The organism is uncultured Frigoribacterium sp., from assembly GCF_963515265.1.
Classification (GTDB): domain Bacteria; phylum Actinomycetota; class Actinomycetes; order Actinomycetales; family Microbacteriaceae; genus Frigoribacterium.
This window is the reverse complement of the sequence record NZ_CAUPYL010000001.1, coordinates 1-15,457: the sequence shown is the minus strand read 5'-3', so window position 1 is coordinate 15,457 and position 15,457 is coordinate 1. Positions and strand designations below refer to the sequence as shown.

General features: G+C 73.6%; 13 protein-coding genes. 9 read left to right on the top strand and 4 right to left on the bottom strand.

All coding sequences use genetic code 11. From position 1 onward, the window contains the following. Positions 1–19 precede the first annotated feature (19 nt). The 3 genes from RWM17_RS00065 to RWM17_RS00055 are packed head-to-tail and all read right to left on the bottom strand — an operon-like array spanning position 20 to position 3,910. Entirely contained in the window at positions 20–1,348 is a 1,329-nt protein-coding gene (locus tag RWM17_RS00065) for an O-antigen ligase family protein (RefSeq protein WP_314100522.1), read from the bottom strand. Beyond that, positions 1,345–2,670 carry an O-antigen ligase family protein gene (locus tag RWM17_RS00060; protein ID WP_314100521.1) on the bottom strand — a complete coding sequence of 442 codons (1,326 nt, stop codon included), beginning with the start codon at positions 2,668–2,670 and terminating at the stop codon, positions 1,345–1,347. Before RWM17_RS00060 ends, RWM17_RS00065 begins: the two co-directional genes overlap by 4 nt. A gap of 43 nt (positions 2,671–2,713) precedes the next feature. Next, complete coding sequence (locus tag RWM17_RS00055) at positions 2,714–3,910, bottom strand: acyl-CoA dehydrogenase family protein (protein ID WP_314100520.1); 1,197 nt, start codon at positions 3,908–3,910, stop codon at positions 2,714–2,716. A 233-nt stretch (positions 3,911–4,143) separates the two neighbouring features. Between RWM17_RS00055 and manA the strand changes: the two genes are divergently transcribed. From manA to RWM17_RS00030, 5 genes are all read left to right on the top strand, one after another. Next, positions 4,144–5,310: a mannose-6-phosphate isomerase, class I gene (manA, locus tag RWM17_RS00050; RefSeq protein ID WP_314100519.1), complete on the top strand. Its 1,167-nt coding sequence runs from the start codon at positions 4,144–4,146 to the stop codon at positions 5,308–5,310. A gap of 86 nt (positions 5,311–5,396) precedes the next feature. Then, complete coding sequence (gene galE, locus RWM17_RS00045) at positions 5,397–6,356, top strand: UDP-glucose 4-epimerase GalE (RefSeq protein ID WP_314100518.1); 960 nt, start codon at positions 5,397–5,399, stop codon at positions 6,354–6,356. Positions 6,357–6,543: 187 nt separating this feature from the next. Then, positions 6,544–6,894 carry a WhiB family transcriptional regulator gene (locus tag RWM17_RS00040; protein WP_133737781.1) on the top strand — a complete coding sequence of 117 codons (351 nt, stop codon included), beginning with the start codon at positions 6,544–6,546 and terminating at the stop codon, positions 6,892–6,894. A 171-nt stretch (positions 6,895–7,065) separates the two neighbouring features. Beyond that, the gene (locus RWM17_RS00035) at positions 7,066–9,918 is read left to right on the top strand and encodes a glycosyltransferase (RefSeq protein ID WP_314100517.1); all 2,853 of its coding nucleotides are present in this window, start codon (positions 7,066–7,068) and stop codon (positions 9,916–9,918) included. Then, positions 9,911–11,320: a DUF5719 family protein gene (locus tag RWM17_RS00030; protein ID WP_314100516.1), complete on the top strand. Its 1,410-nt coding sequence runs from the start codon at positions 9,911–9,913 to the stop codon at positions 11,318–11,320. Before RWM17_RS00035 ends, RWM17_RS00030 begins: the two co-directional genes overlap by 8 nt. A 1-nt stretch (position 11,321) precedes the next feature. On the opposite strand, the gene RWM17_RS00025 is transcribed toward RWM17_RS00030, so the two are convergent. After that, complete coding sequence (locus tag RWM17_RS00025) at positions 11,322–11,771, bottom strand: hypothetical protein (RefSeq protein WP_123546515.1); 450 nt, start codon at positions 11,769–11,771, stop codon at positions 11,322–11,324. 35 nt (positions 11,772–11,806) lie between these two features. Between RWM17_RS00025 and RWM17_RS00020 the strand changes: the two genes are divergently transcribed. The 4 genes from RWM17_RS00020 (at position 11,807) to ahcY (ending at position 15,290) form a co-directional block, all read left to right on the top strand. Further along, a complete protein-coding gene (locus RWM17_RS00020; RefSeq protein WP_133737779.1) occupies positions 11,807–12,019 on the top strand; it encodes a DUF3499 family protein in 213 nt (70 codons plus the stop codon). Then, on the top strand, positions 12,009–13,433 hold the full coding sequence (locus RWM17_RS00015) for a phosphomannomutase/phosphoglucomutase (RefSeq protein WP_314100515.1): 1,425 nt from the start codon (positions 12,009–12,011) through the stop codon (positions 13,431–13,433). The genes RWM17_RS00020 and RWM17_RS00015 overlap by 11 nt, the downstream gene beginning before the upstream one ends. A gap of 59 nt (positions 13,434–13,492) precedes the next feature. After that, a complete protein-coding gene (locus tag RWM17_RS00010; protein WP_314100572.1) occupies positions 13,493–13,744 on the top strand; it encodes a metal-sensitive transcriptional regulator in 252 nt (83 codons plus the stop codon). A 70-nt stretch (positions 13,745–13,814) separates the two neighbouring features. Further along, the gene (gene ahcY / locus RWM17_RS00005) at positions 13,815–15,290 is read left to right on the top strand and encodes an adenosylhomocysteinase (RefSeq protein ID WP_314100514.1); all 1,476 of its coding nucleotides are present in this window, start codon (positions 13,815–13,817) and stop codon (positions 15,288–15,290) included. Positions 15,291–15,457: the final 167 nt, after the last annotated feature.

Below are 15,457 nucleotides of genomic sequence, written 5' to 3'. Positions count from 1 at the left end.
CGACCAGCGGCCGGGGCGACTAGCGGTCCGACCCGCGCGGGGGCGCGGCCAGCTGCGGCAGGCGCGAGCGCCACGACCGTTTGCGGGCAGCGATCGTGGCGATGGCGACGAACAGCATGAGCGTCCCCTCGAAGAGCACGAAGCTCTCGGCGAGGGCGGTGACCCCGATCAGCACCAGCACGAGGGCAGGCCAGACGTACGCGACGATCGGGTGGCCGGAGGCGGTCGCCCAGCTCCGCACGAGTGCGAGTGCCCCCGAGACGACGAGCAGCAGCACGCCCACGAGGCCGAGCTGCAGCCAGACGTCGAAGAAAGCGTTGAGGGCCGTCGCGTAGGGGCGGCCGTCCGGCGCCAGGACCGTCGAGAAGGGGAAGATCTCGGCCGGCCACTGGCCGACGAAGCCCCACCCGGTGATGTCGTGCACGCTGGCGAGGCTCCGGACGCGCGCCCAGAGGAGGGATCGTGCGCTGAGGTCCGATGCGCCGTCGACGCTCGCGAGCAGGGAGTCGCGGAGGGCCCAGGAGATCGCGCCGCCGACGACGACCACGACGGCCAGCACGCTCTGGAGCAGGGGACGCCGGTGCTCGGGCGCCTTGCGCAGGGCACGGAGCGCGAGGCCGGCCAGGACGAGGACCACGACCGCCAGCGCAGCCACGGGCGAGCGCGCGAACAGCAGGGTCACGGCGGCCAGCACGGCGGACGCGGCGGCGTGCGACCGGGGGACCGACCGGGTCAGGAACTCGACCACGAAGGTGACGAGGGCGAGCGCCGCCAAGAAGCCGAGGTAGTTGCGCGTGCCCGCGAGCCCCTGGATCGGCCCGCCGAGAGCCAGGTCGCCCCGGATGCCGAGGAACCCGATCGGCTGGTCGATCAGCAGCCCGGCGAACACCTCGAGCGACATAGAGGTGACGAGGACGATCCGCAGCGCGTCGCCGACGGCTCGCACCACCTGGACCAGGTCCCGTCCCAGCGCCAGGTAGAGGCCGAGCGCCCCGAACCCCGCGGCGTAGGCGGCGCCTCCCACCGTGACCCAGGTGTACTCGCTCCAGAGCACGCTGATGGCCATGAAGCCGAAGAGCGCGATGAGAGACACCGGCAGGATGCCGTGCCACTCGACGTGGTGCCGGCCGCCGAAGAGCGACAGCGCCGCGAGCACGAGCAGCGTCGCGAGCACGGCGACCGCGCCCGGCCAGCCCATCACCGAGCGGATGGCCTGCGTCGAGAACGCGAAGAGCACGATCGCCACCGAGAGCGCCTGGGAGAACTGGCCGCCGGCGGAGAAGCCGACCCAGGCCGAGAGGTACCGCCGCAGGGGGTCGCGGCGTCGCGGGCCGAGCCCGTCGATCACCGGTCGCGGTCCGTCCAGCCGTAGGCGTCCCGTCGCGTGACCACGACGACGACCACGAAGATCGCCCAGCCCCACTCGACGATCAGCCGCGACTCGGTGAGGCCGTGCACGAGGAGGAGGGTCAGCAGCAGCACGGGCAGCAGGTCGAGCGCGGACCACGCCGCCTCGCGCCCCACGCCGAGGACGCGGCGGTCCGTCGCCCAGGACCACGCCCGCAGCAGCACGCCGACGACGACGAGCAGGAAGAGCACGAGGCCGACCCAGCCGAGCTGGAACCAGACGTCGAGGTACGCGTCGTGCGCCTGCAGGTACACGACGCCGTTGCGCTCGGCGAGGTCGATGAACGGCTCGGAGATGGGGATCCAGTAGCTGACCCAGCCCCAGCCGACGACGGGGTGCTGCACGCCGAGGTCGAGCACGGCGGCCCAGATGTCGGTGCGGCCGGTGAGGTCGCCGCTGCGGCCGGCGAGGGCGAGCAGGGGCTGGCGCGCCAGCACGAGGAGCCCCGCCGCGAGCACGGCCAGGACCGCGGCGGCGCCGTAGACCCGCCCGCGCCTCTCGACGGGCGTCGCCCGCAGCCTCGTGACGAGCAGCAGCACCAGGGCGACGGCGACGGCGCAGACGACGGTGGTGGCCGATCGCGTGAGCAGGAGCGCGACGACGGCCGCGGCGATGCCGACCCGCCCGGCGTTCTTCGTCACCTGGCCGGCGGCGAGCTGCACGGCAGTGACCACCAGGGCGAGGAGGGCGAACACGGCGAGGATGTTGCTGTTGCCCTGCAGCCCCTGGATGCGGCCGCCCGTGAACAGCTCGGCCCGCGACCAGAAGAAGGCGTCGGGGACGCCGCCCGTGCAGTCGAGGTAGACCGGGCACACGGGCCGGCGCACGATCACGCCGACGACGAGCTCGAAGAGCAGCGAGGCCCCGACGTGCAGCCGCAGCGCCCGGCCCAGGGCGATCACGATCGACGGCCAGGGCAGCGTCGAGGTGACGGCGACGGCCCCGAGGGTCGTCGCCAGCGTCGCGACGATGCCGATGGCGGAGGCGGCGGGGTACTGCGACCAGGACAGCGAGACGACGGCGAAGGCCAGCCAGAGCACGAGGAGGCGCGGCAGCGTGCGCACCCGCGGCGGGTGCCGCACGACGACGACCGCCGCGGCGATCACCATGACGCCGCAGACCACGCCCCAGCCCCAGAAGCTCGTCCCGTTCCGCAGCACGTCGCCGCCCAGGAGGACGAGGAAGACGAGCGTGGCGAAGAGCGTGCGGGCACGCTCGGGAGGCGCGGGCGCGGCACGGCGAGCGGGGAGCGTCGTCGTCATGCGGACCAGGCTAGACGACGGCGCCCCCGCGGCGGGCCGCCGCTCAGACGAAGGCGGCCTGGCCGGTGATGCTGCGGCCGACGATCAGCGTGTTCATCTCGCGCGTGCCCTCGTAGCTGTAGAGGGCCTCGGCGTCCGCGAAGTGGCGCGCGACGTCGTAGTCGAGCACGATCCCGTTGCCGCCCAGCACCTCCCGGGCGTGCGCCACCGTCTCGCGCATCCGGGCGGTCGTGTAGGCCTTGGCGAGCGAGGCGTGCTCGTCGCGCTGCTTGCCGTCGTCGAGCATCTGCGACACGCGGACCACCATCCCGAGCGAGGCCGTGATGTTGCCGATGCACTTGACGAGCAGGTCCTGCACGAGCTGGTGCGCGGCGATCGGCTTGCCGAACTGGATGCGCTCCCCGGCATAGGCCAGGGCCGCCTCGTAGGCGCCGATCGAGTTGCCGACCGCGGCCCAGGCGACCTCGGCCCGCGTGAGCCGGAGCACCGCCGCCGTGTCGCGGAACGAGTTCGCCTGCTGGAGGCGCAGGCTCTCGGGCACCCGGACCCCGTCGAGCACGATGTCGGCGTTCTGCACGATCCGCAGGCTCTGCTTGTCCTCGATCTTGGTCGCCGTGTAGCCGGGGGTCGAGGTGGGGACGATGAATCCCTTGACCTGGCCGTCCTCGGCGCTCTTCGCCCAGATGATCGTGAGGTCGCTGAAGGTCGCGTTGCCGATCCAGCGCTTCGACCCGGTGAGCACCCAGTCGTCCCCGTCGCGTGTCGCGACCGTGCGGAGGCCCTGCGCCGAGTCGGATCCCGACAGCGGCTCGGTGAGGCCGAAGGCGCCGACGAGCTCGCCGCTCGCGAGCCGGGGCAGCCACTCGGCGCGCTGCTCGGGGGAGCCCCCGACGCTGATCGACCCCATCGCCAGCCCGTTCTGGACGCCGACGAAGGTCGCAACAGAGGCGTCGACCCTGGCCAGCTCGAGCGCGACCCAGCCGCGGAACACGGCCGAGTTCTCGAACGGACGGGTCTCCTCCCAGGGGAGGGCGAAGATGCCGAGGTCGGCGAGGCCCTTGACGATCCTCGTCGGGAACTCCGCCCGGGCCCAGTGGTCGTTGACGATCGGCTTCACCTCCGTCTCGAGGTAGTGCCGCAGGTCGGCCAGCACCGACTTCTCGCGGTCGGTGAGCAGGTCTTCGTACCCGTAGAAGTCGCTGGCGAGCGAGGTGAACGAGGTGAGGGTCGATGTGGACATCAGGTGGCTCCGTTGCTCCGTGTCGTGGTGGCGACGACGACGCCCGCGTCGCCGTCCCGGGTGAGACGCGGCGAGCCTAGGCAGGAGGGCCGAGGGCGGCAACGAGCTTGGTAGTTTTGACCAAGGCCTCCCGGCCGGCGCGCTCGGCCCTTTGTAGAGGGGCCCCAAGCCCGGCCGCCCGGTCGCCGCGCACGCCGCCCGACGGGCACGACCCACGACACGCTCGGAGAACCATGTTCCTCGCCATCACGAACACCCCGCGCGACTACGCGTGGGGTTCCCGCACCGCGATCTCCGAGCTGCTCGGGCGTCGGCCGTCGGGCAGGCCGGAGGCCGAGCTCTGGCTGGGCGCGCACCCCGGGTCGCCGAGCATCGTCGTGGCCCCCGCCGTCGTGGACGGTGCCGACACCCTGGCCGACTGGTTCGAGGCCGAGCCCGCCAGGGCGCTCGGGCGGGGCCGCACCGAGCTGCCGTTCCTGCTCAAGGTGCTCGCCGCCGACCAGCCGTTGTCGATCCAGGCGCACCCGACGCCCGAGCAGGCCGAGGACGGCTTCGCCCGCGAGGAGGCGGCGGGCGTCCCCCTGGACGCACCGCACCGCAACTACAAGGACCGGTTCCCGAAGCCCGAGATCATCGTCGCCCTCAGCGAGCGCTTCGACGCGCTCTGCGGCTTCCGCGACCCGGCCGAGACCCTCGCGGACATCGACGTGATCGACGCGGGCACCGGCCGTCTCTCGGCACTCCGCGGCAGCGTCGAAGCGTCGCTCGAGTCGACGCTGGCCTGGCTCTTCGACGGCTCGGACGAGTCTCGACGGGTCGTCGGGGCGGTGGCCGAGCTGGCGAGGGGGGTCGCCGACCCGAGCCCGAGCACCGCGACCGTCGTCGAGCTCGACCGCCTCTACCCGGGCGACCCCGGCGTGGTCGTGTCGCTGCTGCTCAACCGGGTCTCGCTCCGAGCCGGCGAGGCGCTGTTCCTGCCGGCGGGCAACGTCCACGCCTACCTCGGCGGGCTCGGCATCGAGCTGATGGCGCCCTCCGACAACGTGCTGCGCGGCGGCCTCACCCCCAAGCACGTCGACGTGCCCGAGCTGCTGCGGGTGCTCGAGTTCTCCCCGCTGCCCGTCCCGTGGCTCCGCCCCGTCGAGGTCGCCCGCGGGGTCGAGCGCTTCGCCCCCGAGGGCACCGGCTTCGCCCTGCTGCGGGTCCACGCAGGAGGCGCGGGCGCGGTCGTCGAGATCGGCGGGCCGAGCATCCTGCTCGTCACCGACGGCGAGGTCGACGTCAAGGGACAGGACGGCACCATCCACCTCGCCCGGGGCGAGTCCGCCTTCGTGACCCCCGACGAGGTCCGCCTCGCGGTCAGCGGCGGCGGCCTGCTCTGGGTGGCGACGCCCGCCTGACGCGGTTCCCTCGCGACGGGGGCGCGCCCGTCGCGGGCCGGTGCTGCGGACCGGGAGGCGCCTCCTCGTCTCGCTAGGCTGACGCCATGTCATGGTTGGTCACCGGCGGTGCCGGGTACATCGGGTCCCACGTCGTCCGCGAGCTCACGGGGGCGGGCATGGACGCCGTCGTCCTCGACGACCTCTCGTCCGGCCTCGAGGGCTTCGTCCCGGAGGGCGTGCCGTTCGTCCGTGCGAGCATCCTGGACCGCGACGCCGTCGCCGCCGCGATCGAGCAGCACGGGGTCACCGGGGTCGTCCACGTGGCGGGCTACAAGTACGCCGGAGTCTCGGTGCAGCGCCCGCTGCACACCTACGAGCAGAACGTGACCGGCACGCAGGTGCTCCTCGGCGCCATGGCCGACGCCGGGGTCGACCGGGTCGTCTTCTCCTCGAGCGCCGCCGTCTACGGCACCCCGCCGACGGACGTCGTCACCGAGGACACCCCCAAGGCCCCCGCCTCGCCCTACGGCGAGAGCAAGCTCATCGGCGAGTGGCTGCTCCGCGACCAGGCGACGGCCGTCGGCCTCCGGCACACGAGCCTGCGCTACTTCAACGTCGTCGGCTCGGGCTCGCCCGAGCTCTGGGACGCGAGCCCGCACAACCTGTTCCCGCTCGTCTTCGACGCGCTCGCCGCGGGGCGCTCGCCGCGGATCAACGGCGACGACTACGACACGCCCGACGGCACCTGCGTCCGCGACTACGTGCACGTCGCCGACCTCGCCGTCTCGCACGTCGCCGCGGCGCGTCGTCTCGACGCGGGCGAGCCCGTCGAGGCCGCCTACAACCTGGGCTCCGGAGGCGGGGTGTCGGTCGCCGAGATCATGGACGCGATGCGCGAGGGCACCGGCGTCGACTTCACCCCGGAGGTCGGCCCGCGTCGCCCCGGCGACCCCGACCGCATCGTCGCCGACGGAGCGCTGGCGGCCCGCGATCTCGACTGGGAGATGCGCCACACGCTGCTCGAGATGGTGACCAGCGCCTGGGACGCGGCACCGCGTCCCTGACGCGACGACCGCCTCCTCGGAGCCGTGTCGGCGTTCGCCGGGTCCCGGTCCGACACGCCGGAGCCCGGTTGACCCTCGATGAGGGGTGCAGGGTTTATGGGGTCCGACTTGACGTGGCCGAACTACACCGGTGTAATTGGCACATCGCAGCCGTCCAGGGAGCGAGCGACACGAGGGGAGATGTGCCATGGCGATCGACGAGAGCCGTGACGACCGAGACCTCGTCGCACCGGTCCGAGCGGGTGTGCCCGACGACTGGCACGTCGACCCGGTGCTGCTGGGGGTCCCCGGTGTCCGCAGGTCCGGCGACGAGGACGAGGCCCAGCTGTCCTGGCAGGTCGACTCGCTCTGCGCCCAGACCGACCCCGAGGCGTTCTTCCCCGAGAAGGGCGGCTCGACCCGCGACGCGAAGAAGATCTGCGCCTCGTGCGACGTGCGCGCCCAGTGCCTCGAGTACGCGCTGCAGAACGACGAGCGCTTCGGCATCTGGGGCGGCCTGTCCGAGCGTGAGCGCCGCAAGCTCCGCAAGCGGGCCTAGTCCGTTCCCCTGACGTCACCACGGCGCCCGGTCCCCGAGGGGGACGGGCGCCGTCGTCGTCCCGGGCCGTCGACTCTCGTGCGGCTCGCCCCTCATCGGCTCCTCACAGGTGGGGAGGGACCGGCGCGGCGCGGCGGAGGCGCGGGGCACCCGACCTAGGCTGCTCAGGTCATGCAGCCGAGAGTCACAGCGATCCTCGTCGCCCCTGGTGGAGCGACCTACCTCGACCGAACCCTCGACGCGCTGTCGCGGCAGACCCGCCCGCCGGAGTCCCTGGTCGTGGTCGACGCGGGCGGCAAGGACAGCGAGGCCGGGCGCCTCTCGCTCAGCGGGGCGGCACAGCTGACCAGCGTGCCCGCCTCCACGACCTTCGTCCAGGCGCTCGCGCAGGGCGTGCGCGTGTCGGGGCCGGGCGACTCTCCCCGCGACGGCGCCGTCGACGCGGACGAGTGGCTGTGGTTCCTGGGGCACGACAACGTGCCCGGACCCGAGGCGCTGGACCGCCTCCTGTCCCAGGTCGAGGTGTCGCCCTCGGTCGCGGTCGCCGGGCCGAAGCTGATGCGGCTCGACGACCCGACCGTCATCGCCGAGTTCGGCGAGACGATGACCCGCTACGGCGCGTCCATGCCCCTCGTCGAGAGCCAGCTGGACCAGGGGCAGCACGACCACCACGAAGACGTCCTCGGCGTGGCGGCCGCGGGCATGCTCGTCCGCCGCAGCGTGTGGACGGCCCTCGGCGGCTTCGACCCCGGCCTCCCGCACGTCGACGCCGCCCTCGACCTCTCCGTCCGCGCGCGCCTCGCGGGGCACCGCGTCGTGCTCGTGCCCGACGCGCGGGTGTCGAGCGCCGGTCAGCCGGAGGACTTCGGGCAGGCCCCCGGGGGGCACGCCCGCGCCGCCCGCCTCCACCGTGCCGCCCAGCTGCACCGGCGGCTCGTCTACTCGCCCCCTGCCGCGTTGCCCCTGCACTGGCTCTCGCTCGTGCCCCTCGCCTTCGTCCGGTCGGTCTGGCACCTGCTGACGAAGAACCCCGGGGCGGTCCCGGGGGAGTTCGCCACCGCCCTGACGGCCGCGTTCGGCGGGTCTCGGGTGCTGCCCGCGCGGCGGGCGCTCGCGCGCACCCGGACGACCAGCTGGTCGTCCGTGGAGCCGCTGCGCGCCTCCTTCAACCTGATCCGCGAGAGGCGCGTCAGCGACCGTGACGCCCTCGTGGCGCACGGTGAGGACGCGACGGACCCGCGGGCGAGCTTCATCGGATCCGGCGGCCTCTGGGTCGTGCTGGTCGCCGCCGTCGTGGGCGTCGTGGCGTTCCTCGAGTTCCTGCCGCAGCCGGCCCTGACGGGTGGTGGCCTCCTGCCGCTAAGCACCTCGGTCGCCGAGCTGTGGGACAACGTCGGGTGGGGGCGCCACGAGATCGGCACCGGGTTCGTCGGGCCGAGCGACCCGTTCACCGCGGTGCTCGCCGTCCTCGGCTCGATCACGTTCTGGTCGCCCTCCACCGCGGTGCTCGTGCTCTGGCTCGTCGCGCTGCCGGCCTCGGCCCTCGGCGCGTGGTTCGCCGCCCGTCGCGTCACGAGCCGGGCGTGGACCCCCGCCGTCGTCGCCGCGGTCTACGGGCTCTCGTCCCCCCTGCTGTCCGGCCTGCAGTCGGGCCACATCGGCGCGGTCGTGGCGCACGTCGCCCTGCCGTTCCTGATCTGGGCGCTCATCGGGTCGGCCCGGTCGTGGGCCGCCGGGGCGACCGCCTCCCTGCTCTTCGCGGTCGTCGCGGCGTGCGCCCCGTCGTTGTGGCCGGCCCTCGTCGTCATCTGGCTCGGGTCGCTCGCCACCCGGCCCCGGGGAATCCACCGGATGCTCGCCGTCCCGCTGCCCGCCGTGGTCCTCTTCGTGCCGCTCGCCGTCGCGCAGATCTCGCGGGGCACCTGGTGGGGGCTCCTCGCCGACCCTGGTGTCCCCGCGCGGATCGATCCCGCGTCGCCGTGGCAGCTGCTCGTCGCCTCGCCCGAGACCGGCCTGAACGGCTGGACGACCCTGCTCGCCGGGCTGGGCGTGAGCGGCTCGACCGCCGCCGTCGTCGTGGCGGCGGCCTTCGTCCCGCTGGCCCTCCTCGCCGTCGCGGCGCCCTTCGTCGGCCAGGCGCGGCGTGCCGTGCCCGCCCTGTCGCTCGCCCTGCTCGGATTCGTCACGGCGGTCGCCGCGACCCACCTCTCGATCTCGGGCGTCGGCAGCGAGACGACCTCGGTCTGGGCCGGGAGCGGGCTGAGCCTCTACCTGCTGGGTCTCGTCGGCGCCGCCGCGGTCACCCTCGACCGTCTGCCGCGCGTGGCGCCCACGGCGGGCGTCGTCGTCGCCGCGGTGACCGTGGCGTCCGTGTTCCCGCTCGTGGTCGCCTCCTACCTCGGCACGGGCGACGTGCGCCCCAGCTCGGGCCGCATCCTGTCGGCGTACGTCACGGCCGAGGCCGAGGCGTCGCCCGAGGTGGGCACCCTGGTGCTCACGCCCCAGCCGGACGGTTCCCTCGCCGTGTCCCTCGAGCACGGCCAGGGCGCGACCCTCGACGACCAGTCGACCCTCGACGCGACGGCGCAGCGACTGACGTCGACCAACGAGGACCTGACGGTGCTCGCGGGCAACCTCGTGAGCATCAGCGGCTTCGACCCGTCCGACGACCTCGACCAGCTCGGGGTCGGCTTCGTCCTCCTCGGCGAGGCGGCGGACGGCGACGACGAGGCGCGGGCCCTGGAGCGCCGGGCGAGCGAGGCGCTCGACGGGACCGCGGCGTTCCAGCCGGTCGGCGAGACCACGAACGGCCTGCTGTGGCGCTGGGTCGACGCCTCGGGCGCCGCTCCGGACCGCGACGACGCCGGGCCGCTCCGCCCCGTCGTCCTGATCAGCTGGGCCCTCGTGTTCGGCTCCGCGCTGCTGCTGGCCGTGCCGACGACGCCGCGACGCCGACGCTCCCGGGCCGGCGTGCCCGAGTCGGAGCAGCCTGCCACCACCTTCGACGAGGAGAGAGATGACTGAGCGACCGATCATCGCGCGCACCCGACGTGTCGGACTCGGCGCGGCCGGCCTCGCCGTCGCGGCCGTGGTCGTCGGCGCCGCGGGCGTCCTGCCGCTGCCGACGCTGCAGACCGTGCCCGCCGGGCAGCTCGTCGCCCCGGTGGCGGTCGACCAGCAGCGCGTCTGCACGGGAGGGCTGCTCCAGCTCTCGGACGACGAGGGCCAGCAGGCGACGACCGCCAGCTCGGTCGGTCGGGCGCAGGTCGAGTCCGCCTCCAGCTCGGGCGACGACGAGAGCACCGCCCTCGCCGGGGCGGACGGGAGCGACTCCGACCCGGTGCTGTGGACGACGCCCGTGGAGGGCGACGACGTCCCGCTCGTCGCCGCCGCCCAGAGCCAGTCCGTCTCCGAGGGCGAGCTCGTGGGCTTCGCGGCCGCCCCGTGCACCGAGCCGACGAGCTCGACCTGGCTCGTCGGGGGCTCGACCGAGACCGGACGCGTGTCGCTCGTCGTGCTCGTCAACCCCACGGACGTCAACGCGACCGTCGACCTCGGCATCGCCGCGGAGAACGGTCGCGTGCAGGGCCCCGGCATCGACGGCATCGTCGTCGCCCCCCGCAGCCAGAAGGTCGTCCCGCTCTCCGGCTTCGCGACGGGCCTCGTGTCGCCCGTCGTCCACGTCCAGAGCCGGGGCGGCCGCATCGTCGCGTCGCTGCAGCAGAGCGTCGTGCGCACCCTCGACCCCGGCGGCGTCGACATCGTCAGCGGTGCGGCCCCGCCCGCCCGCCAGGTGGTCGTCCCCGGGATCGTCGTCCGGGACTCCGCGGCGCTCGAGGGCGCGCTCACCGAGCCCTCGTCGGCCGACCTGCAGAGCGTCGTCCGGATCTACGTCCCCGGCGACGAGGCCGCACAGGTCTCGATCACGCTCTCGACGGCCGACGGCACGGGCGCGACGTTCCAGACGAGGGTCGAGGCCGGGCGCGTCACCGACGTGCCGGTCGACGGCCTCGCGGACGGCACCTGGACCGCCACGCTGGTGTCGCAGGTCCCCGTCGTGGCCGGTGCCCGCACCTCCACGATCTCGGCCGAGGGCGCGGTCGACCTCGCCTGGGCCGCCGGGGCCCCGGCGCTGCGTGGCGACACGCTCGTGCAGGTGCCCCAGGGCGAGGGCCCCACCCTGTCGATCGCGAACCCCGGCACGGAGGCGGCCACGGCGGTCGTCGAGATCGGCGACGCGGAGCAGCGGGTGACGGTCCCGGCGGGCAGCACCGTCGGCGTCACGGTGTCCGGCGGCGACGTCCTGACCCTGCGCGACGCCGACGATCTGCGAGCCGCGGTGAGCTGGTCGGCCGCCGGCGCCGTCGCGTCGTGGCCCGTCACCTCGGCCCTCCCGGCGTCGACCCCGGTGGTCGTCTACCCGTAGGTCAGCGGTCGCGCCAGCGGTCGGGGGACAGATCCCACGGGTCCTTGCCGAGGAGGTCGCCGACGGCCTGCAGCACCCAGCCCTCCACGAGGACCCGGTGCTGCCACTCGTCGTCCACCTGCCGGTGCGACTCGGGCACGTGCGAGAGGCGCTCGATGGGCAGACGGTAGACGACCACGCTGCGGGCGGCCCGGTCGACGCGCCAGCGCTCGACGCGGGACGGGTCGGGGGCCGCAGGCAGGCCGGCGACCTCGAACGTCACGTCGGCGAGGTCGTCGGGCCACAGCTCGCGCAGGTGGTCCGCCGTCTCGGCGACGAGGTCGTCGAAGAGCTCGACCCTCGTGCGCAGGAACGGCAGGTGGGGGCCGGCGGCCGAGGAGCGCAGGCCACGGCCGTGTCGGTCCCGACGGCGAGACCGGTCGGTGACGCGGACTCGACGTGGCCTCGGCATCTCGCCATCGTAGTCCGGCGGTATCGTGGCGGTCCATGGAGCCACGACCCTGCAGCAAGGTCACCTGCCACGACGAGGCGGTGTCGACCCTCACCTACGTGTACGCGGACTCCATGGTCGTCGTCGGCCCCCTGAGCGACCGGGTCGAGCCGCACGGGTACGACCTGTGCGCCCGACACGCGTCGTCCCTGTCCGTCCCCCAGGGCTGGCAGGTGCTGCGCCGGGTAGTTTTGGGCCATGACCACTGAAGACACCGTCGACCTCTCCGCCTTCGTCAAGACCTACGACGTCCGCGGGCTGGTCGGGAGCCAGCTCACCGACGACGTCGTCGAGGCGTTCGGGGCCGCCTTCGCGGACGAGGTGGGCGCGGCGGGGAGCGAGCTCGTGGTCGGCCACGACATGCGCGACTCCTCGCCCTCGTTCGCGGCGGCCTTCGCCCGCGGCGCCCTGGCCCGGGGCGCGGACGTCGTCGCCCTCGGGCTCTGCTCGACCGACGAGTCCTACTTCGCCTCGGGCTCGCTCGACGCGCCGGCGGCGATGTTCACCGCCAGCCACAACCCCGCGACCTACAACGGCATCAAGATGAGCCGTGCAGGCGCCCAGGGGATCAGCCTCGACACGGGCCTCTCCTCGATCCGCGACCGGGCCGCCGCCTATCTCGCCGACGGCATCTCGTCCGTCGAGGTGCCGGGGTCGCTCCGCGAGCACGACGCGCTGCCGGGCTACGCGGCGCACCTGCGCGGGCTCGTCGACCTGGCCGGCGTCCGGCCCCTGAAGGTGGTCGTCGACGCCGGCAACGGCATGGGCGGCCTGACCGTGCCCGCGGTCCTCGGCGCCGCCGCCGGGCTCCCGGCGCTGCCCCTCGAGATCGTCCCGCTCTACTTCGAGCTCGACGGCACGTTCCCGAACCACGAGGCGAACCCGCTCGAGCCGGCCAACCTCGTCGACCTCCAGGCCGCGGTCGTCGCCCACGGCGCGGACCTCGGCCTCGCCTTCGACGGCGACGCCGACCGCTGCTTCGTCGTCGACGAGAAGGGCGACGCGGTCACCCCGTCCGCCGTCGCGGCGATCGTCGCGGTGCGCGAGATCGCCCGGGTCCGGGCGGCCGAGCCGGACGCCTCCATCTCCGTCATCCACAACCTGATCACCTCGCGCGCCGTGCCCGAGGCCATCGTCGCCTCCGGGGCGGTGCCCGTCCGCACCCGGGTCGGGCACTCGCTCATCAAGGACGAGATGCGCACGACGGGCGCGATCTTCGGCGGCGAGCACTCCGCGCACTACTACTTCCGCGACTTCTGGGGCGCCGACAACGGCATGCTCGCCGCCATGCACGTGCTCGCCGAGCTGGGTCACCAGGACGAGCCGTTGTCGACCCTGACCGACCGCTACACGCCGTACGCCGCCAGCGGCGAGATCAACTCGACCGTCACCGACGTGCCCGCCGCCTACACCCGCGTCGTCGAGGCGTTCACCGGCCGGGGCGACTTCGACGAGCTCGACGGCCTCACCGTGTCGGGGTCGTCGGCGGACGGCGGCTTCTGGTGGTTCAACGTCCGCCCCTCGAACACCGAGCCTCTGCTCCGCCTGAACGCCGAGGCGGCGACGCGCTCGGGCATGGAGGCGGTGCGCGACGAGGTCCTGGCGCTGATCCGGGCATCGTGACGACCGACCCGAGCACGACGCCGCCGGGATCTCCCGGCTACAGCGGCTCGAAGCAGCAGATCGTGACGCGCCTCCGCCGTGCCGAGGGCCAGGTCCGCGGCATCCAGCGGATGGTCGAGGACGACGTCTACTGCATCGACGTCCTCACGCAGGTGAGCGCGGCCACGAAGGCGCTCGAGACGGTGGCCCTGCAGCTGCTCGAGGACCACCTCGCGCACTGCGTCGCCGAGGCGGCTCGCGAGGGCGGGGCGGTGGCCGACGAGAAGATCGCGGAGGCGTCGGCCGCGATCGCCCGTCTCGTGCGTTCCTGACCCCGGGCCGGACCCACGCGGCTCTCCGAACCTGGGCGACACACGCGGCAGGGTGGGCGAGAATGGACCCATGCCCACTGACACGACCACGCTGCCCTACAAGGTCGCCGACCTGTCCCTCGCCGAGGCCGGTCGACACCAGCTCCGGCTCGCCGAGAACGAGATGCCCGGCCTCATGGCCCTCCGCGAGGAGTTCGGCCCGACGCAGCCGCTCGCCGGTGCCCGCGTCGCCGGCTCGCTGCACATGACCGTGCAGACCGCCGTGCTGATCGAGACCCTCACGGCCCTCGGCGCGCAGGTCCGCTGGGCCAGCTGCAACATCTTCTCCACGCAGGACGAGGCGGCGGCCGCGATCGTCGTCGGCCCGACCGGCACCCCCGAGCAGCCGGCGGGCGTGCCCGTCTTCGCCTGGAAGGGCGAGACGCTCGACGAGTACTGGTGGTGCACCTCCCAGATCTTCGACTGGTCGGCCGAGGCCGCCGAGGCAGGCGCCTCGTTCGCCGGCCCGAACATGATCCTCGACGACGGCGGCGACGCCACGATGCTCGTGCACAAGGGCCGCGAGTACGAGCTCGCCGGCGCCGTTCCCGACGACGCCCCCGGCGACAGCCACGAGTGGCGGGTGATCCTCGAGGTGCTGCGCGGCTCGCTGGCCGAGTCGACCGACCGCTGGACGACCATCGGCGCCGAGCTGCAGGGCGTCACGGAAGAGACCACGACGGGCGTGCACCGCCTGTACGAGCTCGCCCGTGCCGGCGAGCTGCTGTTCCCCGCCATCAACGTGAACGACTCCGTCACGAAGTCGAAGTTCGACAACAAGTACGGCATCCGCCACTCTCTGCCCGACGGGCTGATGCGGGCGACCGACGTGCTCATCGGCGGCAAGGTCGCCTTCGTCGCCGGCTACGGCGACGTGGGCAAGGGCGCCGCGGAGGCGCTGCGCGGGCAGGGTGCGCGCGTCATCGTCAGCGAGGTGGACCCTATCAACGCCCTCCAGGCCGCGATGGACGGCTACCAGGTCGCCCGTCTGGAGTCCGTCGTCGAGACGGTCGACATCCTCGTCACGGGCACCGGCAACCTCGACGTCGTGACCGTCGACCACCTCCTCGCGCTCAAGCACCTCGCGATCGTCGCGAACGTCGGCCACTTCGACAACGAGATCGACATGGCCGGGCTCGAGTCGCTCGCCGGCGCCGAGCGCGTCGAGATCAAGCCCCAGGTGCACGAGTGGCGCCTCCCCACGGGGCGCAGCGTGCTCGTGCTCAGCGAGGGCCGCCTGATGAACCTCGGCAACGCGACCGGTCACCCCTCGTTCGTGATGAGCAACTCCTTCACGAACCAGGTCCTCGCGCAGATCGAGCTCTGGGCTCACCGTGAGAACTACGAGACCGAGGTCTACGTGCTGCCCAAGCACCTCGACGAGAAGGTGGCGCGGCTGCACCTCGACGCGCTCGGCGTCGAGCTGACCACCCTCACCGACGCGCAGGCGAAGTACATCGGCGTCAGCGTCGACGGCCCCTACAAGGTCGACCACTACCGGTACTGAGCCGCCGGTGCACGAACGCCCCCTCCCCGTCGTCGAGACGGAGCGGGGGCGTTCTCGCGTGCGGGCCCGAGCGGCACGCGAGAGCCGGGTCAGCGCCGCGCGCGACGGGGGGGCTGCTCAGCGCCGCGGGCGACGGGGGCTGCTCAGCGCCGCGGGAACCCGCGCAC

Excerpts from the sequence above, each read along its gene's own strand:
- RWM17_RS00060 (WP_314100521.1), bottom strand. The coding sequence starts at position 2,670 with ATGACGACGACGCTCCCCGCTCGCCGTGCCGCGCCCGCGCCTCCCGAG.
- RWM17_RS00055 (WP_314100520.1), bottom strand. The coding sequence starts at position 3,910 with ATGTCCACATCGACCCTCACCTCGTTCACCTCGCTCGCCAGCGACTTC.
- manA (WP_314100519.1), top strand. The coding sequence starts at position 4,144 with ATGTTCCTCGCCATCACGAACACCCCGCGCGACTACGCGTGGGGTTCC.
- galE (WP_314100518.1), top strand. The coding sequence starts at position 5,397 with ATGTCATGGTTGGTCACCGGCGGTGCCGGGTACATCGGGTCCCACGTC.
- RWM17_RS00040 (WP_133737781.1), top strand. The coding sequence starts at position 6,544 with ATGGCGATCGACGAGAGCCGTGACGACCGAGACCTCGTCGCACCGGTC.
- RWM17_RS00035 (WP_314100517.1), top strand. The coding sequence starts at position 7,066 with ATGCAGCCGAGAGTCACAGCGATCCTCGTCGCCCCTGGTGGAGCGACC.
- RWM17_RS00030 (WP_314100516.1), top strand. The coding sequence starts at position 9,911 with ATGACTGAGCGACCGATCATCGCGCGCACCCGACGTGTCGGACTCGGC.
- RWM17_RS00025 (WP_123546515.1), bottom strand. The coding sequence starts at position 11,771 with ATGCCGAGGCCACGTCGAGTCCGCGTCACCGACCGGTCTCGCCGTCGG.
- RWM17_RS00020 (WP_133737779.1), top strand. The coding sequence starts at position 11,807 with ATGGAGCCACGACCCTGCAGCAAGGTCACCTGCCACGACGAGGCGGTG.
- RWM17_RS00015 (WP_314100515.1), top strand. The coding sequence starts at position 12,009 with ATGACCACTGAAGACACCGTCGACCTCTCCGCCTTCGTCAAGACCTAC.
- ahcY (WP_314100514.1), top strand. The coding sequence starts at position 13,815 with ATGCCCACTGACACGACCACGCTGCCCTACAAGGTCGCCGACCTGTCC.